The sequence below is a fragment of the Streptosporangium sp. H16 genome (assembly GCF_051918855.1).
In the GTDB taxonomy this organism is placed as follows: domain Bacteria; phylum Actinomycetota; class Actinomycetes; order Streptosporangiales; family Streptosporangiaceae; genus Streptosporangium.
The window spans coordinates 73,750-98,686 of record NZ_JBPXMD010000028.1 but is presented as its reverse complement, the minus strand read 5'-3'; the positions used below and the strand labels follow the sequence as shown (position 1 = coordinate 98,686).

The following is a 24,937-nucleotide window of genomic DNA, read 5'->3' as shown; positions in this document are numbered from 1 at the left end:
CAGGCCAAGAAGGACGCCCTGGAGAAGGTCGGCGTCCGCGTCGGCAGGACCCCGAGCGAGACCGCCCGCCTGATGCGCGAGGTCGTGAAGTCGCTCTAGCGCACGGCCCCGGGGCCATGGCCCCGGGAACGGGCGAACGCGGCGCGTCACTCCGGAGCATGCTCCGGGGTGACGCGCCGCCGCGGTTTCCCACCGGTGATCGTCTGATTGTCGCGCATCCCTCTCCGGGGAGGGGACGCAAGCGGTTCCCGTGCCGGCGCGGCCCGGATACCACAGGGGACTCCTGTCACACGGTGCGCGACACGCGGGCGCGGGAGTCCCTTCCGCACCGAAGATCCTGAGACCATCGACTACTGTGACGGCCCTTTTCGATCAGCTACGGACGGCTCCCCGCAACGTCCTCAGCCGTATCCCCCTGCCCGGCCTCACGGGTGACGACGATGACGTCCGCAGGCCGCTTCCCGTCTCCGGGATGCTCGCCGCCGCGTGGACCCTCGGCGTGGGGCTGGCGGTGCTCACCACGCTCACCCTGGTCGGCTGGATCGCCGCTCCCCGCGGTGCGCTCGGCGCGGGCCTGCCCGCGGTGTTCCGCACCGCGTCGCAGCTCTGGCTGGCCGCGCACCACGCGGGCTTCGCGATACCCGGCGGCTCGGTGGGGCTGCTCCCGCTCGGGCTGACGGTCCTGCCCGCCTTCCTGCTGTACCGCGCCGGGATGTGGATGGCCCGCGACGCGGACCTGCGGCTCCGGCTGCCCGCCCGGCTGCCCAAGAACACCCCGAGGGAGGTGTCCAACGCCCGCCGCAGGGCGCAGCTGGTCCTGATCGCGCAGGCGGGCATCTCGCTGGCGGCGCCGTACGCGCTGCTGGCCGGGCTGATCGCGCTGGTCACCAGGAACGAGATCACCCAGCCCTTCCTCGGCGACGTGCTGGTCAGCCATCTGGCGCTGGCCTTCATCGCGGGCTCAGTGGCCGTCGCCAGGACGATCGGGCCCTGGCGGTCGATGCTGCGCCTGCTGCCCGAACGGCTGCGCTCGGTCGTGGTCGGGACGTCCGCCGCACTGGCGATCATGCTCATGGCGGGTGCCGTCATGGTGCTCGGGGCCGTCGTGGTCAACTTCGGGCAGGTCCAGGAGCTGTCCGGGATCCTGGCACCGGGGTTCGTCGGCGGGATGCTGCTCCTGCTGGTCCAGGGGCTCTACCTGCTCAACGCCGTCATCTGGGGGCTGGCCTACATCGCGGGTCCCGGTTTCGCGGTCGGCACCGGCACGCTGGTCGCGCCGACGGGCGTGCAACTGGGTACGGTGCCGAGCCTGCCGATCCTGGGCGCGCTGCCCGAGGCGGGCCCGACCCCGGCCTGGGTGATGATCGTGATCGCGGTGCCGTTCGTGGCCGGGGCCGTGGCGGGCATCCTGGTCGTCCGGATCTCGCCCTCCCCCTCGTACGAGGGGGCGCCGCTGTGGGGGTTCGTCTGCGGGCTGGCGACCGGGGCGACGGCCGGCCTGCTCGCGGCGCTCTCCGGCGGCTCGCTCGGCGGCGCGCGGCTGTCCGCGCTGGGCCCCGCGGGGTGGGAGGTGATGCTCTCGGTGACCCTGGAGGTGGGTGTCGCGGCGGGGATCTCCGCCGGGCTGGCCAACTGGTGGCTGATCTTCCGTGGACACAACACGGCCGTCACCAAGGCGGCGGCCAAGGTCGGCACGGCCACCGCGCCGGTGCGCAAGGCGGGCGTCAAGATCGCCAAGGCGGCGGCCTCGGCGGCCGGCAAGGTCGGCTTCGCCGAGCCGGAGGAGCTCCAGAAGCTCCCCGGCTACTGGCTGGACGCCACGGAGTGCGACACCCAGCCGATCCCGGTCATCAGGGACGACTGGGAGGACGAGCACGCCTCGGCCGCGGCGGAGAGCTCGCAGAAGGCCCGCCGCCCCGACCCGCCGCGCCCGCCCCGGCGCGACATCGTCGACGAGACCGACGACAAGGGCGGCCACGTCATCTACGTCGACCCCTACGCCTGGGACCGCGACTGAGAACCGGGCCTCTGTGTTCCGTCACACCTGAGGTCGTGGCGGCCGGGAAGCGTGGCCACTTGGGACAGGGCCACCTGGGACCGTGCCGCCCAGGACCGGTGACCGCCTGGGACCGTGGCCGGAAATCCGGTGGCCGGAAATCCGGTCATGCCTGGAAACCCTTCGCACGGGGCCGGGCGTATGGACGGGTATGAGACCTAAGACGGTCGCGTGAGCGGTCACGAGGGGTTCACCGAATTCGTCGCGGCGCGGGGAGCGAGCCTGTTCAGGATCGCCCACCTCACCTGCGGGTCCCGCGACGAGGCCGAGGACGTCCTGCAGAGCGCCCTGGAGAAGGCTTACCGTAGCTGGGGCCGCCTGCACGCGGGAAGCGACCCCGAACCCTACGTGCGCCGCATCATCGTCAACACCGCCATCAGCCGTGCCCGCCGTCGCGCGATCCTGCGGATCTTCCTGACCGGCTCGCCCCCGGACACTCCGGCGCCCGACTCCCTGAGCGGCGTCGAGCTTCGTCAAATCCTGATCGCCGGTCTGCGGAGCCTGCCGCCCCACCAGCGCGCCGTACTGGTCCTGCGCTTCTTCGAGGATCTGACCGAAGCCCAGACCGCCGAGGTCCTCCGCTGCTCGATCGGGGCGGTCAAGAGCCAGTCGTCCAAGGGACTGGCCCGTTTGCGCGCCCTGATCGGCGCCGATCTTCACGAGGAGGAGTTTCCCCATGCCGAACGTTGAGCACGAACTCCGGCTGGCCATGGTCGAGGAGACCTCCGCGCTCGGCGCACCTCCCGGCCTCGCCCACCGGGTCGTACAGGGCGCGAAACGGGAGAGGAGGGCTCGTACGACGGCGGTGGCCATGGTCGCCGCGGCCGTGCTGGCGGCGGCCGTACCCGGCTACCTGACCGTGACGGACCGGAGCGGCGTCGCCTCTCCCACCCAGGCGGTGGGCGTGGACGGGGTGAAGGTCGGTTACCTGCCCGCGGGTCTCGGCGCCCCCGTACTGGAGAGAGCCGACGCCGGAGGTCTGCGCGGCACCGCCGCGACCTGGGGGGCGGGGGACGACCTCGTCCGCGTCACGGTCTACCGGGACCCGGCCTTCGGGGGAGCCGAGCGCGTGCTCGGCGGGATCAGGGGCACGCCCGAGACGCTGCCGGGAGTCCTCGTCGCGAAGGTGCGCGGACGCGGGGCGTTCACCCGGGCCGAGGGGGACGACCTGGTCTGGGAGGAGCGGCCCGGCCTGGTCCTGCGCGTCACGGTGGGCGCCCTGCACCGGGACGCCCTGCGGAGGATCGCCGGTGGTCTCGTCCCCAAGGATCCGACCGGCGGAGTCTTCCAGGGACTGCGTGTCACTTACATTCCCCCCGGCCTGCACCTGGCGGACCTCTCCTCCGTGGTCGACCAGACCGGGTGGACCGAGATCCGATTGAGCGGGGACGACGGCGCCTCGGTCCGGATCCTGGCGGTGCGCGGGCTGAGCGCCGCGGACCCGGAGACGTTGCTCACCTGGGCCAGGGTCCGCCAGAACCTGTACACCGCCACCCCGGAGAAGGTCCGGGGCAAACCCGGGTACCGGGCGGACGGGGGCGGCAGAGGCGCCTCGTACTCGCGGCTACGCCTGTGGCTGGAGAAGCCCGGTCTCGGATACGTCGTGGAGGTGAACGAGGGCCTCGCGACCACACTGGACAGGATCGTGAAGGGCCTCGTCCCCACCGAGCCGCCGTCCACCTCCGGCAAGCCTTCCGGCCCGGGTAACGCGGTCGACCACGTCGCCGTCGCCTACCTGCCCCCCGGCCTGCGACGGGTCGCCGGGGAGACGACGCGGCTCGGCAAAGGCTGGAGCGCGAAGGCCGGACGCTGGTCGGACGGCTCGCGCGACGTCGAGGTCACCGTGGTACGCGGCGCGGTCCTGCACAGCAGCCAGTGGGTGGACGAAATCCTGCGCGGGGAGAAGCGGGAGCCCGGACGCACGGAAATGCCGCTCATGGGCATACGGACCACCGATCCGGACGGTCGCCGGGGGATCTTCTTCGAGAGCACGGAGGTCGCCGTCCATGTCAAGGTCGATCCCGCCCTGGCCGGCGAACTGGACAGGATCGCCGCGAAGATCCGCGTCCCGCCCCCGTCCTACAGGCCGTAGCTCCCGCCGGCCGCGGCTCTTACGAGGCCGCGGCTCTTACGAGGCCGTAGATCTCACAGGCCACAAGCCTCACGGGCTGTAGACCCCACGGGCACCGATCAAGACCGATCAGGGAGGCAGGACCTGCCCGCGCTCTTCCGGGAGTGCGGGCCGTGCCCGTCCGCCGACAACCGCGCAGAGGCCGCGCATAAGCCGCTCAGGGGCCACTCAGAGATCGCTCAGGGCGGGAAGGGGAACTGCACCTGGCCCGGCTGGAGGAAGGGCATCTTCTGCTCCATGGCCCGTTCGAGCTGCTCCACGCACTCGTTCTGCGACGCGATGGTGCCCGCGCCCCTGCCGCACTCGGTGTAGGCGGCCAGCTCGTCACCGAAGTAGAACTGCAGCGCCGTCACCGCGATCGAGATCAGCAACGCCCCGGCCGACAGCACGACGCCCACCACGGCGGTGCCGGCCGGCTTGGGGATGGCGCGGAGCGTCCGGATCGCGCGGATCGAGGTGATGAGGGCGAAGATCGCCATGACGATTCCCGCGAGGGGGAGCACCAGCGTCATCACCGCCGCGGCGACCGCGAGCCACAGCGCCCTCCGACCGGCGCTCTCAGCGGGCCGGACCTCGACCGGTAGTGTCACCTGACCTCCTTGCATCGTTCGTACGGACAGGCCGATACCCTTGCAGCGGCGTGAGTCCCCGTCCGAATGGAGTGCGTCGGTGTCATCCCAGGCCGTTCGGCTTGTGGTTCTCGTGTCCGGTTCTGGAACCAACCTACAGGCCCTGCTGGACGCTGTGGCAGACGAAACCTACGGTGCCCGGATCGTGGCCGTGGGTGCCGACCGCGCCGGTGTCGAGGGCCTGGTGCGCGCGCAGCGCGCGGGGGTGCCGACATTCGTGGAGAGGCTCGCCGACCACCCCACCCGCGAGGAGTGGGACGACAGGCTCGCCGCCCGCATCGCCGAGCACCGGCCGGATCTCGTGGTCTGCGCGGGGTTCATGAAGATCCTCGGCGCGCCGACGCTGGAGGCCTTCCCGGTCCTCAACACCCACCCCGCCCTGCTGCCCTCCTTCCCCGGCGCGCACGGCGTCCGCGACGCGCTCGCGTACGGCGTGCGCGTCACCGGCTGCACCGTGATGCTCGCCGACGCGGGTGTCGACACCGGGCCGATCATCGCCCAGGAGGCCGTGCCCGTGCTGGACGGCGACGACGAGGCGGCCCTGCACGAGCGCATCAAGACCGTCGAGCGTCACCTGCTCGTCGACACCGTCGGCCGGATGGCCCGCGAGGGCTGGACCGTGACCGGCAGGACTGTCCGATTCGGACGACCCGGTGGATGAGCCGGGCGCCTCGGAGAAAACCGGAACCAACCAGGAGGAGCACGAAGTGACCCGCATCGCCATCCGGCGCGCGTTGATCGCGGTGTATGACAAGAGCGGGCTGGAGGAACTGGCCCGCGGGCTCGACGCCGCGGGCGTGGAGATCGTCTCCACGGGGGGCACCGCCGCGAAGATCGCCTCCTTCGGCGTCCCCGTCACTCCTGTCGAGTCGCTGACCGGCTTCCCCGAGTGCCTCGACGGCCGGGTCAAGACGCTGCACCCGCGCGTGCACGCCGGGCTGCTGGCCGACAGCGGCAACCCGTCCCACGTCAAGCAGCTCGAAGAGCTGGAGATCGAAGCGTTCGAGCTGGTGGTGGTCAACCTCTACCCGTTCCAGGAGACCGTGGCCTCCGGCGCCTCCGACGCCGAGTGCGTGGAGCAGATCGACATCGGCGGCCCCGCCATGATCCGGGCCGGTGCCAAGAACCACGGCACCGCCGCGGTCGTGGTCGACCCCGCCTCCTACGGCGACGTGCTCGCCGCGGTCGCCGCGGGCGGCTTCACCCTCGTCGAGCGCCGCCGCCTGGCCGCCGCCGCGTACGCCCACACCGCCTCGTACGACACCGCGGTGGCCTCCTGGTTCGCGAGCGTCTACGCCGCCGAGGACGGCGCGTGGCCGCGTTACATGGGCGCGGCCTGGGAGCTGCGGGCGCCGCTGCGCTACGGCGAGAACCCGCACCAGGGCGCCGCCCTGTACTCGGGGCAGAAGGACGGCCTGGCCAACGCCGAGCAGCTGCACGGCAAGGAGATGTCCTACAACAACTACCTCGACGCCGACGCCGCCTGGCGGGCCGCCTGGGACTTCGACGGGCCCGCCGTGGCGATCATCAAGCACCAGAACCCGTGCGGCATCGCGGTCGGCGCCGACGTCGCCGAGGCGCACCGCAAGGCACACGCCTGCGACCCCGTCTCGGCGTACGGCGGCGTGATCGCGGTCAACGCGGAGGTGACCGGGGAGCTGGCCCGGCAGATCGCCGAGGTGTTCACCGAGGTCGTGGTGGCCCCCTCCTTCACGGAGGAGGCGCTGGAGGTGCTCACCGCCAAGAAGAACATCCGACTGCTGTCCTGCCCCGCGGGGCCGTCCAACCCGGCGGAGTTCCGCCGGATCGACGGCGGCCTGCTGGTGCAGACCGCCGACCGGGTCGACGCCCCGGGCGACGACCCGTCCGCCTGGGAGCTGAAGGCCGGGCCCGCCGCCTCCGCCGAGGTCCTCGCCGACCTCGCCTTCGCCTGGAAGGCGTGCCGCTCGGTGAAGTCCAACGCGATCCTGCTGGCCTCGGACGGCGCGAGCGTGGGCGTCGGCATGGGCCAGGTCAACCGGGTCGACTCGGCGCGGCTCGCGGTCTCCCGGGCGGGCGAGCGCGCTTCAGGGGCCGTGGCGGCCTCCGACGCGTTCTTCCCCTTCGCCGACGGCCCGCAGATCCTCATCGACGCGGGAGTGAGGGCGATCGTGGAGCCGGGCGGCTCGATCAGGGACGAGGAGGTCGTCGCGGCGGCCGAGGCGGCCGGGGTGACCCTCTACTTCACCGGCACCCGTCACTTCTTCCACTGACCCGTTCCCGGTGTGCGGCCGCCGCACGGCTGTGGCGGCCGCACACGGGAGATAAGAAAGTGGCGGATTAGACAGGACTCCCTGGGTGAAAAAGGTTTGACCTGCGGTTAGTCTGAAGCATCCCTTTCGTCCCAGTCGTGGAGCTCCCTTATGCCCCTGCTCGACCACGCCCTGTACGCCTTCGTGATCATGCATGGTTTCTGGATCAGCCCCTGGATGATGATCATCATCGCGCTCGGCGCGGCCTACCTCAGCGGGCGGGCCATGGAGTGGATTCCCTTCACCCGCAGGATCATCGAGCGAAGGGAAGCGAGGGAGGCGGAGCGCGGCTGATCCTGGCTGCTTCCGGCGGACCCGTCGCTCCCGCCGATCCCGTGAGAGGGTTGTCCGCATGAGCGCGCGGATTCTCGACGGCAAGGCCACGGCGGCGAAGATCAAGGCAGACCTCACGGCGCGGGTGGCCGCGCTGAGGGAGCGGGGCGTCGTCCCCGGGCTCGGCACCGTCCTGGTGGGCGGTGATCCCGGCAGCCAGATCTACGTGGCCGGCAAGCACCGCGACTGCGCGGAGGTGGGCATCTCCTCCATCCGCAGGGACCTGCCGGAAAGTGCCACCCAGGCCGACGTCGAGGCGGTCGTCGACGAGCTCGACGCCTCCGCCGAGTGCACCGGCTACATCGTCCAGCTCCCGCTGCCCCGCCACCTCGACACGCAGGCGCTGATCGAGCGGATGGACCCGGCGAAGGACGCCGACGGCCTCCACCCGGTCAACCTGGGCCGCCTGGTCCACATGGTCGACGCGCCGCTGCCCTGCACGCCGTACGGCATCGTCACGCTCCTGCAGGCGTACGGGGTGCCGATCAAGGGGGCCGAGGTCGTCGTGGTCGGCCGCGGCATCACCGTGGGCCGCTCGCTCGGCCTGCTGCTGACCCGCCGCTCGGAGAACGCCACCGTCACCCTCTGCCATACCGGCACCCAGGACCTCGCGGCCCACACCCGGCGCGCCGACATCGTCGTCGCCGCGGCCGGGGTGCCGCACCTGATCACCGCGGACATGGTGAAGCCGGGCGCCGCCGTGCTCGACGTCGGCGTCTCCCGGGTCGACGGGAAGATCGCCGGCGACGTGGCCCCGGGCGTCGAGGACGTCGCGGGCTTCCTCACCCCCAACCCCGGCGGCGTGGGCCCGATGACCCGGGCCATGCTGCTCACCAACGTGGTCGAGGCCGCCGAGCGGCGCGCCCGCGAGCGGGGCTGATCCCGCTCGCGGGGGCCCGCGGTCCTCTACGAGGCCCTGCGGTTGGCGGTGGTGGACGACGCCGTCTGAGGCTCCGGGGAACCGGCCGCGCGCTGCGGTGGCACCACGGGGGTGGGCCTGACCAGCCCCAGGGCGACGACCTCGTTCGCCAGCCTGGTGCGCCGGTTGGTCCCCTCGGGGATGCGGAACTTCTGGTAAAGGCGCAGGAGATGCTGCTTGACAGCCGCCTCCGTCACCACCAGATCGTCGGCTATCTCCCTGGCCGTGGCCGGTGCGACGAACGCCTCGTCCGACAGCGCCGGACGGCACAGCGACGTCAGGACATCAACCTCCCGCCTGGTCAGCTCCGGTGCCGCGGCGCGGCGGAGCTCGACCTCCGGTGCGAAGTCCTCGCGAGGCACTCCGCCGATCCTGCCTCGTGCCGCGCCGAAGGACACCACGTCGCCGTCGTCAAGCACCCTCCGGGCGATCGGCCGGCCGTTGACCCGAGTGCCGTTGCGGGACAGGCCCAGGTCAACGACGTACAGGTAGGGTCCGCGCCGGACGAATTCCGCGTGCAGCCGGGAAACACTCGGATCGGTGAGCCGGATGTCCACTCCCCGGCCACGTCCGATCGTCGTGATCTCGGGGCGCAACGGGACCACCTCGCCAGTGTCCTCGATGCGTATGAACGGCCCCTCCACGGCAGTTCCTCCCCAGGTAGCCCGCCGTAACTATTCCTACAGCTCCGGCTTACCCAAACGAGGTGATGGGGAATCGCCTTTGCCAGAAGGAGAATCCTTCGTGAAATTGGTCTGTACCTCTCGGAGGGGTTTCCGCTGCTCACAGGTAGACTTCGGGCACAGATAAGCGGAGGAAACACTCATGGCGGACAAGCCCACCAAAGGTCTCGCCGATGTCGTAGCCGCGTCCACAGCGCTCAGTGACATCGACGGTCAGGCCGGTCGCCTCTTCTATCGTGGCTACGACATCCACGATCTGGCCGGCCGTACCACCTTCGAAGAGACCGCCCACCTGCTCCAGTACGGCACCCTCCCCACGCGAGAGCAACTGCTGACGTACGGTGAGGAACTGGTCCGAGGGCGCACGCTCGGCACGCTCGCCGAGGCCAACATCCAGGAGATCGCGGAGAAGCAGGCCCCCATGGAGGCGCTGCGCACGCTGGTCTCGCTGGCCGGGGGCGACGATCCGGACAAGGGCACCAACGCCCCCGAGGCGAACCTGCGCAAGGCCGCCAGGCTGACCGCGCAGCAGCCGATCCTCGTGGCCCGCTACCACGCGGCCAGGACCGGGGCCACCGTGCCCGATCCGGACCCCGAGCTGAGCGTGGCGGCGAACTTCCTGCTCCAGATCACCGGCCGTACCCCCGGTGAGCGCGAGGTCGAGATCTTCGACGCCTGCCTGGTCCTGCACGCCGACCACACGATGAACGCCTCCACGTTCGCCGCCCGCGTCTGTGCCGCGACCCTGTCCGACATGCACTCGGCGGTCGTGGCGGCGATCGGCACCCTCAAGGGCCCCCTGCACGGCGGTGCCAACGAGCAGGTCATGCGCACCCTGGAGTCGCTCGACGCGGGTTCGGTGGCCCAGGCCGTCCGGGACAGGCTCGCCGCCGGCGAGAAGATCATGGGCTTCGGGCACCGCGTCTACAAGACCGAGGACCCGCGCGCCACGCACCTGCGCAAGATGTCGCAGGAACTCGGCGAGGCCTCCGGCGACGACACGTACTACCGGATGTCCAAGGAGATGGAGGAGGTCGTCTTCGAGACGAAGGGCCTCTACCCGAACGTCGACTTCTACGCGGCGACCGTCTACCACTATCTCGGCATCCCGACGGATCTGTTCACTCCGGTCTTCTCGGTCAGCCGCATGTCAGGATGGACCGCACACGTCATCGAGCAGCACGCCGACAACCGGCTGATCCGCCCGGACAGCGAGTACATCGGCGAGCGCGACCAGAAGTGGAAGCCGATCTCCGAGCGATGAGCCGACGTCAGGGGCGAGAGCGGGTGGTGGGCCGGTGAACGCGCGAGCGGTCGAGGCGAACAGGGAACGTTGGGGGGCCTACCCCCTGGTGGTGGGCGGCGCGCTCGTCGCGCTGGTCCTCGCCGTGATGCTTGGCCTGCCCTACTGGGGCGGAATCGCCATGGGCGCCGTCATGATGTTGGGGGCGCTCGCCCGGCTGGCCGGGGGCGGGCGGCTCGCCGTCCGCCGCAAGGCCACCGACGTCGTCACGCTGGGAGGTCTCGGCGTCGTGCTGGCGGTGGCCGGGATCATCCTTGAGTTCAAGGACCACATACCGATGTGACGGGTCGGATGACCGGGTGCGCCGCGAGGTGGTCGACCACGTCCGATAGCCTCAACGGCCAGTGAGCCTCAAAAAGGACTGTCTGGCCAATTTAGTTCAGAAGGGGAACCACACGCATGCCCAAGATCAAGGTAGAGGGCCCCGTCGTCGAGCTTGACGGCGACGAGATGACCCGGATCATCTGGCAGTTCATCAAGGACCAGCTGATCCTTCCCTACCTCGACGTCGACCTGAAGTACTACGACCTCGGGATCGAGCACCGCGACGCCACCGACGACCAGGTGACGATCGACGCCGCGAACGCGATCAAGCAGTACGGTGTCGGCGTCAAGTGCGCCACGATCACCCCTGACGAGGCTCGGGTGGAGGAGTTCGGCCTCAAGAAGATGTGGAAGTCCCCGAACGGGACCATCCGTAACATCCTCGGCGGCGTCATCTTCCGCGAGCCGATCATCATGTCCAACGTGCCGAGGCTCGTCCCCGGCTGGACCAAGCCGATCATCATCGGCCGTCACGCGTTCGGCGATCAGTACCGCGCCACCGACCTGAAGATCCCCGGCGAGGGCAGCCTCACCCTCACCTACACCCCCAAGGACGGCTCGGAGCCGATCGAGCTCGACGTCTACGACTTCCCCGGCCCCGGCGTCGCGATGGCGATGTACAACCTGGACGAATCGATCCGCGACTTCGCCCGCTCCTCCATGCGGTACGGCCTGTCGCGCGGCTACCCGGTCTACCTCTCCACGAAGAACACGATCATGAAGGTCTACGACGGCCGCTTCAAGGACATCTTCGCGGAGGTCTTCGAGACCGAGTTCAAGGCCGACTTCGACGCCGCCGGGATCACCTACGAGCACCGTCTCATCGACGACATGGTCGCCGCGGCGCTCAAGTGGGAGGGCGGATACGTCTGGGCCGCCAAGAACTACGACGGCGACGTCCAGTCCGACACCGTCGCGCAGGGCTTCGGCTCGCTCGGCCTGATGACCTCGGTCCTGCTCACCCCCGACGGCCGGACCGTCGAGGCCGAGGCCGCCCACGGCACGGTGACCCGCCACTACCGCGAGCACCAGAAGGGCAACCCCACCTCCACGAACCCGATCGCCTCGATCTTCGCGTGGACCCGGGGCCTGCAGCACCGCGGCAAGCTCGACAACACCCCCGCGCTGATCGACTTCGCCGACAAGCTGGAGCAGGTCTGCGTCGAGACCGTCGAGGGCGGCCAGATGACCAAGGACCTCGCCCTGCTGGTCGGCGGCGACGCCAAGTGGCTGACCACCCAGGACTTCCTGGCGGCCCTGGACGAGAACCTGAAGAAGAAGATGAGCCTGTAGTCGAAACGGCCGCTACCCGCACTCACCGTGCCGGGTAGCGGCCTTTTCCTCTTTCCGGGCCGTCACGGCTTCCGGCGAGCGTGGAACGGAGGAATGCGCGGCGGCCACGGGCTTTCGAATGTTCGGCGTCATGCCCGTCGCAGATGAAGTTCGACGCAGTAGTGCGGATGCCAATCCGTGTTCACGTCGCCGAGCCGCCAGTCGCTGCCGGTCAGGAGTTCGTTCAGTTCGTCCAGGGAACACCTGAGGTAGTCGAACCAGGGGGTGGCCAGATCCTCGAATCTGATCCGGGCCCGAAGCTGGCCGGCCATGCGGCCAAGACGCCGATTACGCTCGTTGTAGCTCGTCGCGAGCGGATTGGTCGATCCGTAGGGGTCGGTGCCTATCCCGATGATCCGGGCGCCGGGCGCTGACATCGCGCTGAGGGCGGAGAGGAACTCGGGGGCTTTTTCCGCGCTTTCCAGCAACCCTAGATTGCCGCCGAGCAGGAGAAACGTGTCGTAGCGGGGCGATCCGGCCGCGTGTTCGCGCACCGTTCCCTTGAAAAGCCTCCGTACGCCGCGCTTGCGGGCCGCTTCGACGGCACCGGGGGAGATATCGAGGCCGACGACGAATTCGCCGCGCTCCTGCAAGGGCACCGCCGCTCGGCCCGCGCCGCAGCCGACGTCGAGAATACGCCCGCTCACCCTTTCCAACGCCCACTGCTCCACCTGAGGCCAGTCGCCGGGGGGCGCGACGTATTTGGCGACGTCGCTGACTATGAGATACCCGTCGTCCCGCTCGTAGATCTCCATGGCGCTCTCGCCCATGACGGACCTGAAATAGAGCTCGCCGAACGCGTCACCGATGCGAGGGCCCTCGGGATACGGGTGACCGGAGTTCATCGCCGTCCAGAATTCGTCGACCAGCAAGAAAGTCCATCGGACGCGCGGCGAGCTGACACTGTGGAGCACCAGCTCGCCGCGGAGGTTCTCCTAAGTCCAGATGAGGTCGCGCATTTTTCCCCCTCCCCAAGAGGTCAACGCTTCACAGCGGAAATGCGGTTTCGCCTGAAATGTATTTTCAGGCGCGCCAAAAGAAAGTATGCCTATATTGTGATTCGAGTGTCAAGAGTGGAGGTAAGGACATGTGATGAGATGTGTGCGGCGGATGCGTCGGGCGCGGAAAGGGCTCGTGACCTGGGCGAACGGGCGGAATGGGCGGCAGGGGAAAGCCGAAGACCTCGCGCCCGCAAACGCTTTCTCCCGTCCAGCTGACACGGTGTGAACATGCGTGGCGACGGTACGCGATTCCGGACGTCAATTCGCCGACGATCCGCCATTGAATGTCTCGCGGGAAAGCCGCGGAAGGGAGGCGCCCCGCACATTCCGCCGATGATCAGAGCCGGTGACCGGCCGATGACCATAGGTGGTGACCGGAGGTGGGGAGGCGCGGTGCGATCTCGCTCGCGCGGAAGGCGAGCGGTTCCCCACCGCGCCGGTGGAGGCCCCTGACCGGACCGGCCGCGGCCGGCCCGCTTCGGGGTCGTCGTCACGGCGCCGGGCGGCCGGTCACGGTGCCGCCACGGCCCCCAGGACGAGGGGGGCGTCCGCCGGGAGGCCGGGCACGCGGTGCGACCGCCCAGTGACGGCGTCCACCCGGTAGAAGCCGAGAAGGCCGCCCCCGGCCCTGGCGTTCATCCGCACGACCACCTCGCGGTTGTTCAGCCAGCTCACGACCTCGGCCGTGGCGGGCCGCCTCGTCTCGGGGAGCGGGAGCCGCCTGAAGACCCGTCGCGACGCGGCGTCGATGACGTGGAGGCTGTGGAGGTCCTCGCCCTTCCCGGCGACGACCGCGGCGGAGTGCCGTCCGCCGGGAGAGTCGGACCAGGTCCCATACCTCTTCTGGAGCCAGGTGGCGATCCGCTGCGCCGGAGGCATCTGTCCTGCGGGCACAGATGTCAGGGCGCCGGTCGTGAAGTCGGTCCGCAGCCGCCGCTCGCCGAGGGCGACGGTGAAGTGGCGGCCGTTGGCGGAGACGCTCACCAGCGTGCCGTTCTCGGTGTCGGCGGGGGCGAGGACCGGTGACAGGTAGCGCTTCACGCCGCTGCCGAGGTCGTGGGCCACGTACCGTCGCTCTGCCGCGCTCAGGTAGGCGATGCGGCGCCCGTCGCGGCTGATGGCGGGGGCGAGCCGCGGGCGCTCCCTCCCATCGCCGTGCGCGAGGCGCTGGGCGGCGTCGGGGACGCGCAGTGTCGCCTCGCAGGGTTCGCGGCCCTCGCACCCGGCGAGGCCGGGAGCGGGGCGCTCGGGGCCGCCGGAGACCATCGTCAGCGTCCAGCCCGCGCAGGTGACGTCTCCGGCGCGCGCGGGAGGTGTCCCGACGGGGGCGTCGGGACACGGCCCGGGGACCGCGTAGCGGATCACCGAGGATGTCCGCGGGGCCTGCCACGGTGCCGGGACGGCGCCGGGTTCCTCGCCGCCCGGCCCCGAGCCGCCCGGTTCCGGGCTGGAGACCGCTCGTACGGGCTCCTGGGCCTCGGCCGCGTGCGGCCGGCTGCGCTCGCCCAGCGCCGAGTTCCACACCTCGCCCTGCTGGGAAACAACGAAGGCGGCGATCAGGCCGACCGGCACGAGCGCCGCCGCCACGGCCAGGAGGGCACCTCTGGCGCGACGCCGCCTGAGCGTGCGCATGGACCGGACGGTGAGATCGGGGACCGAGGCCTCACCCGCGGCCGTGGCCATCCTGGTGACCAGACGGCTCTCGCTGCCCTTGGTGAGGGTGTCGACCGCCTCGGCGATCTCCGACTTCACGGTCTCCTCCGGGAGCCCGAGAAGGGAGGCCATCTCCGCGCGGGACCTGCCGTCGTGCAGGCAGGCGACCACGAGGAGCCGCTGCCGGGGCGGGATCCGTACCAGGGCCGTCGGGCCGGCGGCGCTCGGCCGCTGGAGGAAGCGGCGGTAGAGCGCGATCTGGGCGTGCGTGGTGGGGTTCTCCCACAGCGGTGGCGGCCAGGAGAGGGCGACGGTGTGGAAGGAGCGCAGGGTGAGGCGGATGGCCTGCTCGTGGCTGCCGGTGAGGAGAAGGGCGGTGCCGACGAGGGAACGCTGATCGCGCTGCACGAACTCGCGATAACCGATATATCGGCGCATGGAAGTTTTAGCTCCGGCTTGCCTGAGGGACGTACAACGGTAGCGATCTAAGCGGCTGGAGCGCCAGATTGGGGTGAATGTCGGAGATTGGGGGGTGAGAGCGTCTGCCGTTTCTCATCGCGATACGGGCGGGAGGCGGGTCGTTGTCATGAGAGATGTGAGGTCACGTCGGGATAACAGGGGGAGAGGGCGGGTCATGGCGCCGTAAAGTTTGCCACGTCGAAGATTACGAGACCGTGGGGACGATGATGCCGGAGATCGCGCCACTGGAAGCGGGAGAGCCGCGCCAGCTCGGGCCGTTCCGCGTCGTCGGGCGGGTCGGCGAGGGCGGGCAGGGCATCGTCTACCTGGGGATCAACGCCGCGGGGGAGCGGGCGGCGATCAAGCTGCTGCACGTGAAGTTCTCCGGCGACGCCGTCGCCAGGTCCCGGTTCGCCAGGGAGGCGAGGGCGGCCCAGCGGGTCGCCTCGTTCTGCACGGCGGGCGTGATGGACGCCGACCTCGAAGGCGACACCCCCTACATCGCGAGCGAGTACATCGAGGGCAGGTCGCTGCGCGAGGTCGTGGAGACCGACGGCCCCCTCAAGGGCGCCCCGCTGCAGCGGCTGGCGATCGGCACGGCCACCGCGCTCACCGCGATCCACCACGCCTCGATCGTGCATCGCGACTTCAAGCCGGACAACGTGCTCATCGCGGCCGACGGCCCGAGGGTCGTCGACTTCGGCATCGCCCGCATCCTCGACTCCACCGGCACGATCACCAGCCGGGCCATCGGCACCCCCGCGTACATGGCGCCGGAGCAGATCTCCGGCTCCGAGGTCGGACCGCACACCGACGTCTTCGCCTGGGGGGCGACCATCGCGTTCGCCGCGACCGGCGAGACGATCTTCGCCGGAAGCTCGATCGCCGTGGTGCTCAACCGCATCCTCAACCACGAGGTCGAGCTCGGCACGCTGCCGGAGCCGTTGCGCGGCGTGGTCGGCTCGGCGCTGGCCAAGTCGCCCGCCACGCGTCCCTCGGCCGACCAGCTCCTGCTCCGGCTGCTCGGCCACCCGGAGACGGTGAACGCCTCGCCCGCGATCCTCACCCAGGGCGCCAAGGTCGCCGTCCCCGAGCCGCCCCGCGACGAATCCCGATCCCGTGAGCAGGGCCGTGAGCAGGGCCGTGACCGGGGACACGCCGACGACGGCGATCAGGGCCGCGACAACGACGCCACCAGTCCCATGCGCACCCCGAAGCCCCGGACGGGCGGCGTCTCGGGCGAGCTGCCCCTCCCGTCCACGGGATTCCAGGCCCGGCACCCCGTCCACGACCAGGGCTCCCACCCCGGGCGCGGCCAGGACTCCCACCCCGGGCACGACCAGGGCTTCCACCCCGTCCACGACCAGCACCCCCACCCCGTCCACGACCAGGGCTCCCACCCCGGGCACGGCGATCAGAGCGGCCGGAGCGGTCAGGGGGTTCATCGGGAGACCGGGCCGGGCCAGGGCGAGCGTCGCGCACCCGCCGCCCATGGCGGGCCGTCGCACACCCCCGCCCCTCCTCCCGCGGAGCATCCGTCCTTCCCCGGCCAGCGCTTCCCCGACCAGCGTTTCCCGGACCAGCGCTTTCCCGAGTCGCGCCCTGAGGAGCGTCGCCTCCCGCGGCAGAGTCCACCGGATCACCTCTCTCCGGATCGCCGCTCACCGGTGCATCGCGGCCACCCGTCGTCGCCGGACTACTGGGACCACCCTCCGCCTCCCGCGTACGGCGACGGCACGGGGTACGCGGAGCACGGGGGCGAGGTGCCGCCGCCCAGCTGGCAGGCGTCCACGACCCTCGTCGGGGCCCCGGAAACGCCGCCGCGCCCGCGCGGGGGGCGCTGGATCGCCGCCGCCGTGGCCGTGCTGCTGCTGATCGCCGGCGGGGCCGCCGCGGTCCGCTGGTGGCCGGGGGCCGACCCGGAGAGCGGGCCGGGGGAACCCGTCCCCACCGCGTTCACCTCCGTGGTGGACAAGGCCGCCAAAACGGGCAGGCTCGTCGTCGGCGTGCGCGACTTCCTGCCCGGTATCGCCCTGCAGAACCAGAGCAGGTGGAGCGGCTTCGAGATCGATCTCGCCCTGGAGATCGCCAAGGCGCTGGGAGTGCCGGCGAGCGGTGTCACCTTCCGGGGCACCGGCCGCCCCGAACGGCCGAAACTGCTGGCGGACGGAGACGTCGACCTCGTCCTGGCGACGTACTCGATCAACGACACCGACGACGTCACCTTCGCCGGACCGTACTACCTCGCCCACGTCGACGCCCTCGTCAAGGACGGTTCGCCGATCGTGGACCTGAAAGGCCTGGAGGGCGGCCGGATGTGCCAGCCTGCCTCCAGCGCGGCCGTGGCCGTCCTGCAGGGCGCGGTCGAACAGCTCAGGCTGGTCGCCGCCGAGACATACTCCGAGTGCGTCAACATGCTGCAGGCCGGCGAGGTCGACGCGATCCCGGGCGACGACCTGCTGCTGGCCGGTTTCGCCAACCGGGAGAGCATCCGCTACAAGCTGCTCGGCCTGAAGCTCACCGACGAGCGCTACGCGGTGGCCCTCAAGAGGGGCGACGTGCGCACCTGCGAGGCCGTCAAGGGGGCGATCGCCGACCTCTACCGGAGCGGCACGATCCGCACGCTGCTCGACAAGCACTTCTCCAGGGTCGAGTTCCCGGGGCGGGAGAACGACGCCCCCACCATGGCCGCCTGCACCTGACCGTGCCAGGGCCTCCGCGGAGACCTCCGCCGGGATCCTGGCACGGGGCCGGTGTCAGGGCCGTGCCTCGCCGTCGCGGGGCGTTCGTCCTGCTCGCCCTGCCGGCCGACTGCCGGCCGACTGCCGGTCCCGCCGCCCGGAGCGTGGATCGGGGCACTCGCCGGACGGTCGTCCACCGTGGACGGGTAGCATCCGAGCGTCACAATTCATCCTTCGAGTGGGGGAAGGTCATGGCCCAGACTCCCGTAAAGGTCACCGTCACCGGCGCCGCCGGTCAGATCGGCTACGCGCTGCTTTTCCGCATCGCCTCGGGCCAGTTGCTGGGCGCCGACGTCCCGGTCACGCTGAGCCTCCTGGAGATCCCGCAGGCCGTGAAGGCCGCCGAGGGCACCGCGATGGAGCTCGACGACTGCGCGTTCCCGCTGCTGAGCGGCATCGAGATCACCGACGACCCGAACGTGGCGTTCAACGGCGCCAACGTCGCGCTGCTGGTCGGTGCCCGTCCCCGGAGCAAGGGCATGGAGCGCGGCGACCTCCTCCAGGCCAACGGCGGCATCTTCGGCCCGCAGGGCAAGGCGATCAACGACAACGCGGCCGACGACATCCGCGTGCTGGCGGTCGGCAACCCGGCCAACACCAACGCGCTCATCGCCCAGCAGCACGCCCCGGACGTCCCGGCCGAGCGCTTCACCGCGATGACCCGCCTCGACCACAACCGCGCGCTGTCCCAGCTCGCCGCCAAGCTGCAGGTCCCGGTCACCGAGATCAAGAAGATGACGATCTGGGGCAACCACTCCGCCACTCAGTACCCCGACCTCTTCCACGCCGAGGTCGGTGGCAAGATCGCCGCCGAGCTGGTCGACGAGGCCTGGCTGCGCGACACCTTCATCCCCACCGTCGCCAAGCGCGGCGCCGCGATCATCGAGGCCCGGGGCGCGTCCTCGGCCGCCTCCGCCGCCAACGCGGCGGTCGACCACGTCTTCGACTGGGTCAACGGCACCGCCTGGACCTCGGCCGCGATTCCCTCCGACGGTTCGTACGGCGTGCCGGAGGGGCTCATCTCGTCCTTCCCGGTCACCTCGCGCGACGGCAAGTGGGAGATCATCCAGGGCCTGGAGATCGACGCCTTCTCCCGCGAGCGCATCGACGCCACGGTGCGCGAGCTGGAGGAGGAGCGTGCCGCGGTGCGCGAGCTCGGTCTTATCTGAGCCGTCCCGATCCGAGCCGTCCCGATCCGAGCCGTTCTGATCTGAGCCGTTCTGATCTGGGTCGCCACGCGAAAGGGGCTCCGGCGTGCCGGAGCCCCTTTCGCGTTCCCGGCCTCCCGGGTTCCGGCTCGTTCGGGTTCCCGGGTTCCGGCCCTCCCGACCCCCCCGACCCCCCCGGCCTACTGGCCTCCCGGTCTTTCGCGGCTCCCCGGGCCTCTCGCCGCGTGGGCGGCGGGGGGAAGGCGGAGGAAAAGGCGGCGTGTCGATCATCGCGGAGCGGCGCGACCCGGCGTTCAATGATCACTTGTGGTCGGGGGATCGGTGTTCAGGGAGTACGCCGCGGTGCGGATCGTCGCCGGGATGATCTGTCTCGCGCTCGTGGCGACCCCCCGGGGGGCGCTCGCCTCCCCCGACGACGACGGCTGGGGCGGCGCCGACCTGTCGGTGCGGCTGACGGTCTCCCCGAAGCGCGCGCAGCCCGGGCGGCCGCTGACCTACCGGGCCGAGGTGCGCAACGACGGTCCCGGCGACGCGGTGCTCCCGCTGCTCACCGTACGACTGCCCGAGAAGGTGGCGGTGGCCGGCGTCAACGTCGCCGAGTGCCTTCCCGGCGCCGCGGCCGGAGAGGTGGTCTGCCCCTCGCCGACGGACGTCCTGGCCGGGCAGACCGGCGGGGTGACGATCACCGGGATGGTGGGGTCCGACGCGCGGGGCCCGTTGAGGGCGAGCGCCACGCTCTCCTCCGAGGTCGTGGACGACGACGAGACGGACAACTTCTCCGAGACGCTCACCGAGGTGGACGAGGGTGCGGACCTGGCCGTCAGGCTGTCGCGCGCGACGCGTGCGGGCCGCCTGGTCACGGTGGCCGCCGTGGTACGCAACCGCGGGCCGCGGCGCGTCCACGACGCCGGGGTCCTCTTCGACACCGGCGGGGCGCGTCTCGTGTCGGCGAGGGGCGCGCGGTGCGACTCCCATCCCGCCTACGTCGGGTGCAGGCTTCGTACGGTCGGCGCGGGCCGGCGGGTGAGCTTCATGCTCGCCTTCGTGGCCCGCGCGCACGCGCCACGGGCCGAGGCGACCGTCTACTCCCTCCGGCTGGGCGACCGCCACCCGGCAAACAACACGGCCCGCTTCAGCCTGGGGTAGGCGCGGCCGGCCGGTCCGCGCCCGGCCCCGGTCGCAGGTTTCCGAGACCGGTGGCGCGGCCGGGGCGGCGGAGCGGAGCGGGTGGTGTCAGCCGAGCATGGCGGCCCAGGCGTCGGCGACGACGTCGCGGACCGACGGGTGCTCGGGCTTCCAGCCGAGCTCGCGCTGGATCTTGTCCGACGAGGCCACCAGCACGGCCGGGTCACCGGCGCGGCGCTCGCGCACGACCGCGGGGATCTCGTGGCCGGTCACCTCGCGGCAGACCGACAGCACCTCCTGGACCGAGAAGCCCGTCCCGTTGCCCAGGTTGTAGATCTTGTGTTCGCCCGGCGAGCAGGCGTCCAGCGCCAGCAGGTGGGCTCTGGCGAGGTCGGCCACGTGGATGTAGTCGCGCACGCATGTGCCGTCGGGAGTGGGGTAGTCCGTGCCGAACACGCTGACCGACTCGCGACCGCCGAGCGCGACGGCGAGGATGTTAGGGATCAGGTGGGTCTCCACGGTGTGACGTTCGCGGTAGACCCTGCCGTCTCCGGCGGTGTAGGCGCCGCCCACGTTGAAGTAGCGCAGGCTCACCGCGGCGAGGCCGTACAGCCCGGCGAACGCGCTCAGCGCGGTGTCGACGGCGAGCTTGGACGCGCCGTAGGGGTTGGTCGGCCGGGTCGGGTCGGTCTCCTCGATCGGGGAGCGCTCCGGCTCGCCGTACGTCGCGGCGGTGGAGGAGAAGACGATCCGGCCCACCCCGGCGCCCCGCATGGCGTCGAGCAGGGCCAGGGTGCCGCCGAGGTTGTGCGTCCAGTAGAGGCCGGGCCGCTCCACGGACTCGCCGACCAGGGACTTCGCCGCGAAGTGGAGCACGGCGTCCGTGCCGGGCAGCAGGCCGGCGGCCTCGGTGATCGACCCCTCGACGAAGCGGGCACCCGGCGGCACCGCGTCGGCGTGGCCGGTGGAGAGGTCGTCCAGCACGGTGACCTCGTGGCCCGCCTCGACGAGTTGCGCCGCCACGACCCCGCCGATGTATCCGGCGCCTCCGGTGACGAGCAGCTTCACGGAGCCTCCTGTTTGATGATGTTTGTACTTGTTTACTTTTGTAAGTCTATCGCCAGCATATGCTGGTACATCAAATATCGGCCACCGCCGGAACAGGCGACCGCCATGACGGAGACGATCTCGTGAACAGCGTCCTGGCGAACATCGCCTTGGTCATGCTCTTCGTACTGATCGGGGGGTTCTTCGCCGCGGCCGAGATGGCCATGGTCTCCCTCAGGGAGAGCCAGGTCGCGCGGCTGAGCACCCAGGGTCGCAGGGGGGCGAGGGCGGCCAAGCTCGCCCGCGACCCCAACCGTTTCCTGTCCGCGGTGCAGATCGGCGTCACCGTGGCGACGATGCTCTCGGCCGCCTTCGGCGCCGACACCCTCGCCCAGGACCTCGTCCCCGTGGTGACCGGCTGGGGGGTGCCGGAGGCCGTGACGGCCCCGCTCTCCCTGGTGCTGGTGACGCTGGCGATCTCGTACGCCTCGCTGGTCTTCGGCGAGCTGGCCCCCAAGCGGATCGCCAGGCAGCGCGCCGAGGGGATCTCCCTGCTGGTCGCGCCGTTCCTCGACCGGATGGCCGCGCTGTCGCGGCCGATCATCTGGGCGCTGTCCAAGTCCACCGACGGGGTCGTCAAGCTGCTCGGCGGCGACCCGGACGCCGACCGCGAGGAGATCTCCACCGAGGAGCTGCGCGACATGGTGGTGGGCCACCAGGAGCTCACCGCCGACGAGCGCCACCTGATCGGGGAGGTGTTCGCGGCGGGCAAGCGGCAACTCCGCGAGGTGATGCTGCCGCGCACCGAGGTGGAGTTCATGTCCGCCGACACGCGGCTGGCCGAGGCGGCGATCCTGGCCGCGGCCATGCCGCACTCCCGTTTCCCCGTCTACCGCGACTCCTACGACGACGTCGTGGGCTTCGTCCACATTCGCGACCTGCTCGACCCGGTGCTGACCGGGTCCATCGAGCCGATCAGCGAGCTGGTGCCGATCCGCCCGGTCAAGCTGGTCCCCACCAGCAAGCGGCTGATGGCCACGCTGTCGGAGATGCGCAGGGAGGGCCACCACCTGGCGATCGTGGTCGACGAGTACGGCGGCACGGCGGGCATCGTCACCCTGGAGGATCTCGTCGAGGAGCTGATCGGCGACATCCGCGACGAGCACGACGTGGCGGACGAGCACGTCGCGCTGCCCGCCGGGGAGGTCGAGCTCGACGGGCTGGCCAACCTCGACGAGGTGGCGACCGAGAGCGGGATCCGCCTGGCCGACGGCCCGTACGAGACCCTCGGGGGGTTCGTCATGTGGGCGCTCGGCCACCTTCCCGCGCTGGGGGAGCGGGTGGAGATCCCAGGGTTCGACCTGACGGTCACCGAGATGGACGGGCGCAGGGTCGCCCGGGTGAGGATCAAACGGAGCACGTCGCGGCCGGAGGCGCCGCCCGCGCCCGAGAGCTGACGGGGAGCGCCCCGCGTGAGCGGGATGCCGTGAGCGGGGTTCTTCGGCGAGACCGCGAGCGAGACCGTGAGCGGGGCCGCGGGCGAGGTCCGCGGGCGAGGTGCCGTGATCGGCGCGCCAACCACTCCCGGTAGCTGACAGAATTGGCTGCTATGGCCAGTCCTCGTGTCCTGTCGGGAATCCAGCCCACCGCAGACTCCTTCCACCTGGGAAACTACCTCGGTGCCATCAGGCAGTACGTCGCACTGCAGGAGGGGTACGACGCCTTCTACTGCGTCGTCGACCTGCACGCGATCACCGTGGACTACCAGCCGGACGTGCTGCGCAGGCGCTCCAGGGTCGCCGCGGCCCAGCTCTTCGCCGCCGGTCTCGACCCCGAGCTCTCCACGGTCTTCGTGCAGAGCCACGTCCGTGAGCACACCGAGCTGGCCTGGGTGCTGATCTGCCTCACCGGCATGGGCGAGGCCGGGCGGATGACCCAGTTCAAGGACAAGGCGGCCAAGGCCGGTGAGAGCTCGGCAAGTGTCGGGCTGTTCACCTACCCGATCCTGCAGGCGGCCGACATCCTGCTCTACCAGGCCAACCGGGTTCCGGTCGGCGCGGACCAGAAGCAGCACCTGGAGCTCACCCGCGACCTCGCGCAGCGCTTCAACCACCGCTTCGGCGAGACCTTCACGCTGCCGGAGCCGCACATCGTCAAGGGGGTCGAGAAGATCACCGACCTCCAGGAGCCCACGGCGAAGATGTCGAAGTCCTCCTCCTCGCCCACGGGGATCATCGACCTGCTGGAGCAGCCGGGGCCGCTCCGCAAGAAGATCATGCGCGCGGTCACCGACACCGGCTCCGAGGTTCTCGCCGACGACGAGAACAAGCCCGGCGTCACCAACCTGCTGCGCATCCAGTCCGCGCTGAGCGGCGTCCCGATCCCCGAGCTGGAGGCCCGCTACGCCGGGCAGGGGTACGGCACGTTCAAGAAGGACGTGGCCGAGCTCGTGGTCGACACCTTCACCCCGATCCGCGAGCGCACCGAGAAGCTGCTCGCCAACGAGGCCGAGCTCGACCGGATGCTCGCCGTCGGGGCCACCCGGGCCCGCGCGGTGGCCGCCGAGACCATGGCCAGGGTGCGCGACCGGGTGGGGTTCCTGCCCACCCCGTGATCCTCCTTCGCGCGGCCCGGGCGGGGTTCCCGCCCGGGCCGCGACGTTCTCCCGTACGGCCGGAGTCTCCTTCGCGGTAGGGTTCCGGCGGCCTTCCGTCCGCTCCGTGGTCCCCCGTGCGCGCACGGCTGCTTTTCCGCCGCCGTCCACGGTCGGGACGGCGGCGATTGGGTAGGGGGCGCACGTGACAAGCGTGCTGGAACGTATCCAAGCGGCCCGTGAGCGGTTCGGAAGGACACTCGGCACGGCCCGGGTCAGGTGGCACTGGCTCGATCACCTGGTCAGGACCTTCCAGCGCTACCAGATCCAGTCCGGCGACCGGCTCGCCGGAGCGGTCAGCTACTTCGCCTTCCTGTCGTTCTTCCCGATCATCGCGCTGGCCTTCGCGGTCTTCGGCTACTTCCTCTCCACCAGGCCCGAAGCCACCCAGGCCCTGCAGACGGCGATCAACCAGTACCTGCCCGGCCTCGCCGACAAGCTGCCGATCAAGCAGATCGCCGACTCCCGGACCAGCGTCGGGATCATCGGCCTGCTCGGGCTCCTCTACGCCGGGCTCGGCGCGATCGACGCCCTGCGCGGCGCGCTGCGCGAGATCTCCATGACGACCGAGGCGCCGCTCAACTTCGCCCTGGCCAAGCTGAGAGACCTGGCCGCACTCGTGACCGTCGGCACGACGATGGTGGCCTCGGCGCTGGTCGCCGGTTTCGCCACCCAGGCCAGCGGGGTCGTGGCCGGATGGCTCGGCCTGTCGGGGTCGGCGGTGGCCACCGCCACGATCTGGCTGGCCGGGCTGGCGGTCAGCGTGCTCACCGACGTCGTCGTCTTCCTGGTCATCCTGCGCGGGCTGGGCCGGTCCAGGCAGCCGTGGCGGGTGCTGCTGCGCGGAGCCCTGCTCGGCGCGGCCGGTTTCGCCCTGCTCAAGCAGCTCGCCGCACTGATCCTCTCGGGCACCCTGAACAACCCCGTCTACGGGGTGTTCGCCGTGGTGGTCGGCCTGCTGGTCTGGATCAACTTCTCGGCCCGGGTGATCATGTACGCCGCCGCCTGGACCGCGACCGCCTCCCTGGGCCCTCCGCCCGACCCCACCCCGGTCCCGGCGACCGCCATCCGCGCCTGAACGCCCGGCG

General features: G+C 70.9%; 21 protein-coding genes and 1 pseudogene. 17 read left to right on the top strand and 5 right to left on the bottom strand.

Annotation, left to right across the window (positions count from 1 at the left end; genetic code table 11):
- From ACTOQ2_RS34020 to ACTOQ2_RS34005, 4 genes and pseudogenes are all read left to right on the top strand, one after another.
- A pseudogene (locus ACTOQ2_RS34020) lies at positions 1-99 on the top strand (succinate--CoA ligase subunit alpha); the annotation flags it as partial.
- A gap of 256 nt (positions 100-355) precedes the next feature.
- Positions 356-2,017: a cell division protein PerM gene (locus tag ACTOQ2_RS34015; RefSeq protein ID WP_440104912.1), complete on the top strand. Its 1,662-nt coding sequence runs from the start codon at positions 356-358 to the stop codon at positions 2,015-2,017.
- 210 nt (positions 2,018-2,227) lie between these two features.
- Complete coding sequence (locus tag ACTOQ2_RS34010) at positions 2,228-2,746, top strand: SigE family RNA polymerase sigma factor (protein WP_440104911.1); 519 nt, start codon at positions 2,228-2,230, stop codon at positions 2,744-2,746.
- Positions 2,733-4,148: a hypothetical protein gene (locus ACTOQ2_RS34005; protein WP_440104910.1), complete on the top strand. Its 1,416-nt coding sequence runs from the start codon at positions 2,733-2,735 to the stop codon at positions 4,146-4,148. The genes ACTOQ2_RS34010 and ACTOQ2_RS34005 overlap by 14 nt, the downstream gene beginning before the upstream one ends.
- Positions 4,149-4,366: 218 nt before the next feature.
- Here ACTOQ2_RS34005 and ACTOQ2_RS34000 read toward each other — a convergent pair whose 3' ends face one another.
- Positions 4,367-4,777, bottom strand: coding sequence for a hypothetical protein (locus ACTOQ2_RS34000; RefSeq protein WP_440072559.1), 411 nt, complete (start codon positions 4,775-4,777; stop codon positions 4,367-4,369).
- Positions 4,778-4,856: 79 nt separating this feature from the next.
- Between ACTOQ2_RS34000 and purN the strand changes: the two genes are divergently transcribed.
- The 4 genes from purN (at position 4,857) to ACTOQ2_RS33980 (ending at position 8,320) form a co-directional block, all read left to right on the top strand.
- Complete coding sequence (purN, locus tag ACTOQ2_RS33995) at positions 4,857-5,477, top strand: phosphoribosylglycinamide formyltransferase (RefSeq protein ID WP_440104908.1); 621 nt, start codon at positions 4,857-4,859, stop codon at positions 5,475-5,477.
- A gap of 46 nt (positions 5,478-5,523) precedes the next feature.
- Positions 5,524-7,068, top strand: coding sequence for a bifunctional phosphoribosylaminoimidazolecarboxamide formyltransferase/IMP cyclohydrolase (purH, locus tag ACTOQ2_RS33990; protein ID WP_440072561.1), 1,545 nt, complete (start codon positions 5,524-5,526; stop codon positions 7,066-7,068).
- 150 nt (positions 7,069-7,218) lie between these two features.
- A complete protein-coding gene (locus ACTOQ2_RS33985) occupies positions 7,219-7,401 on the top strand; it encodes a hypothetical protein (RefSeq protein WP_362678706.1) in 183 nt (60 codons plus the stop codon).
- A 58-nt stretch (positions 7,402-7,459) separates the two neighbouring features.
- Positions 7,460-8,320, top strand: a complete 861-nt coding sequence (locus tag ACTOQ2_RS33980; RefSeq protein WP_440104907.1) for a bifunctional methylenetetrahydrofolate dehydrogenase/methenyltetrahydrofolate cyclohydrolase — start codon at positions 7,460-7,462, stop codon at positions 8,318-8,320.
- 26 nt (positions 8,321-8,346) lie between these two features.
- On the opposite strand, the gene ACTOQ2_RS33975 is transcribed toward ACTOQ2_RS33980, so the two are convergent.
- Positions 8,347-9,003 (bottom strand): FHA domain-containing protein, encoded by a 657-nt coding sequence (locus ACTOQ2_RS33975; protein WP_344749230.1) that lies wholly within the window; start codon positions 9,001-9,003, stop codon positions 8,347-8,349.
- A gap of 181 nt (positions 9,004-9,184) precedes the next feature.
- On the opposite strand from ACTOQ2_RS33975, the gene ACTOQ2_RS33970 reads away from it, so the two are divergent.
- From ACTOQ2_RS33970 to ACTOQ2_RS33960, 3 genes are all read left to right on the top strand, one after another.
- On the top strand, positions 9,185-10,306 hold the full coding sequence (locus ACTOQ2_RS33970; RefSeq protein ID WP_440072563.1) for a citrate/2-methylcitrate synthase: 1,122 nt from the start codon (positions 9,185-9,187) through the stop codon (positions 10,304-10,306).
- A gap of 34 nt (positions 10,307-10,340) precedes the next feature.
- Positions 10,341-10,628: a hypothetical protein gene (locus ACTOQ2_RS33965; RefSeq protein ID WP_440104906.1), complete on the top strand. Its 288-nt coding sequence runs from the start codon at positions 10,341-10,343 to the stop codon at positions 10,626-10,628.
- A gap of 116 nt (positions 10,629-10,744) precedes the next feature.
- Complete coding sequence (locus ACTOQ2_RS33960; protein WP_440072565.1) at positions 10,745-11,962, top strand: NADP-dependent isocitrate dehydrogenase; 1,218 nt, start codon at positions 10,745-10,747, stop codon at positions 11,960-11,962.
- A 128-nt stretch (positions 11,963-12,090) separates the two neighbouring features.
- Here ACTOQ2_RS33960 and ACTOQ2_RS33955 read toward each other — a convergent pair whose 3' ends face one another.
- A complete protein-coding gene (locus ACTOQ2_RS33955) occupies positions 12,091-12,873 on the bottom strand; it encodes a class I SAM-dependent methyltransferase (RefSeq protein WP_440104905.1) in 783 nt (260 codons plus the stop codon).
- Positions 12,874-13,512: 639 nt separating this feature from the next.
- Complete coding sequence (locus ACTOQ2_RS33950) at positions 13,513-15,063, bottom strand: RNA polymerase sigma factor (RefSeq protein WP_440104904.1); 1,551 nt, start codon at positions 15,061-15,063, stop codon at positions 13,513-13,515.
- Between the two features lie 275 nt (positions 15,064-15,338).
- On the opposite strand from ACTOQ2_RS33950, the gene ACTOQ2_RS33945 reads away from it, so the two are divergent.
- The 3 genes from ACTOQ2_RS33945 (at position 15,339) to ACTOQ2_RS33935 (ending at position 20,170) form a co-directional block, all read left to right on the top strand.
- Positions 15,339-17,816 (top strand): protein kinase domain-containing protein, encoded by a 2,478-nt coding sequence (locus ACTOQ2_RS33945; RefSeq protein WP_440104903.1) that lies wholly within the window; start codon positions 15,339-15,341, stop codon positions 17,814-17,816.
- A gap of 230 nt (positions 17,817-18,046) precedes the next feature.
- On the top strand, positions 18,047-19,024 hold the full coding sequence (locus ACTOQ2_RS33940) for a malate dehydrogenase (protein ID WP_440087904.1): 978 nt from the start codon (positions 18,047-18,049) through the stop codon (positions 19,022-19,024).
- Between the two features lie 306 nt (positions 19,025-19,330).
- Complete coding sequence (locus ACTOQ2_RS33935) at positions 19,331-20,170, top strand: hypothetical protein (protein ID WP_440104902.1); 840 nt, start codon at positions 19,331-19,333, stop codon at positions 20,168-20,170.
- Positions 20,171-20,257: 87 nt separating this feature from the next.
- On the opposite strand, the gene galE is transcribed toward ACTOQ2_RS33935, so the two are convergent.
- On the bottom strand, positions 20,258-21,217 hold the full coding sequence (gene galE, locus ACTOQ2_RS33930; protein ID WP_440072569.1) for a UDP-glucose 4-epimerase GalE: 960 nt from the start codon (positions 21,215-21,217) through the stop codon (positions 20,258-20,260).
- 122 nt (positions 21,218-21,339) lie between these two features.
- Between galE and ACTOQ2_RS33925 the strand changes: the two genes are divergently transcribed.
- From ACTOQ2_RS33925 to ACTOQ2_RS33915, 3 genes are all read left to right on the top strand, one after another.
- Positions 21,340-22,653, top strand: a complete 1,314-nt coding sequence (locus ACTOQ2_RS33925; protein ID WP_440104901.1) for a hemolysin family protein — start codon at positions 21,340-21,342, stop codon at positions 22,651-22,653.
- Positions 22,654-22,805: 152 nt separating this feature from the next.
- Complete coding sequence (gene trpS / locus ACTOQ2_RS33920; RefSeq protein ID WP_440072571.1) at positions 22,806-23,810, top strand: tryptophan--tRNA ligase; 1,005 nt, start codon at positions 22,806-22,808, stop codon at positions 23,808-23,810.
- Between the two features lie 184 nt (positions 23,811-23,994).
- Positions 23,995-24,927 (top strand): YihY/virulence factor BrkB family protein, encoded by a 933-nt coding sequence (locus ACTOQ2_RS33915; RefSeq protein WP_440104900.1) that lies wholly within the window; start codon positions 23,995-23,997, stop codon positions 24,925-24,927.
- Positions 24,928-24,937: the final 10 nt, after the last annotated feature.

Coding starts and splice junctions, on each gene's coding strand:
- ACTOQ2_RS33940 (WP_440087904.1), top strand. CDS start 18,047: ATGGCCCAGACTCCCGTAAAGGTCACCGTCACCGGCGCCGCCGGTCAG.
- ACTOQ2_RS33970 (WP_440072563.1), top strand. CDS start 9,185: ATGGCGGACAAGCCCACCAAAGGTCTCGCCGATGTCGTAGCCGCGTCC.
- trpS (WP_440072571.1), top strand. CDS start 22,806: ATGGCCAGTCCTCGTGTCCTGTCGGGAATCCAGCCCACCGCAGACTCC.
- ACTOQ2_RS33960 (WP_440072565.1), top strand. CDS start 10,745: ATGCCCAAGATCAAGGTAGAGGGCCCCGTCGTCGAGCTTGACGGCGAC.
- ACTOQ2_RS34005 (WP_440104910.1), top strand. CDS start 2,733: ATGCCGAACGTTGAGCACGAACTCCGGCTGGCCATGGTCGAGGAGACC.
- ACTOQ2_RS33980 (WP_440104907.1), top strand. CDS start 7,460: ATGAGCGCGCGGATTCTCGACGGCAAGGCCACGGCGGCGAAGATCAAG.
- ACTOQ2_RS33985 (WP_362678706.1), top strand. CDS start 7,219: ATGCCCCTGCTCGACCACGCCCTGTACGCCTTCGTGATCATGCATGGT.
- ACTOQ2_RS33945 (WP_440104903.1), top strand. CDS start 15,339: ATGATGCCGGAGATCGCGCCACTGGAAGCGGGAGAGCCGCGCCAGCTC.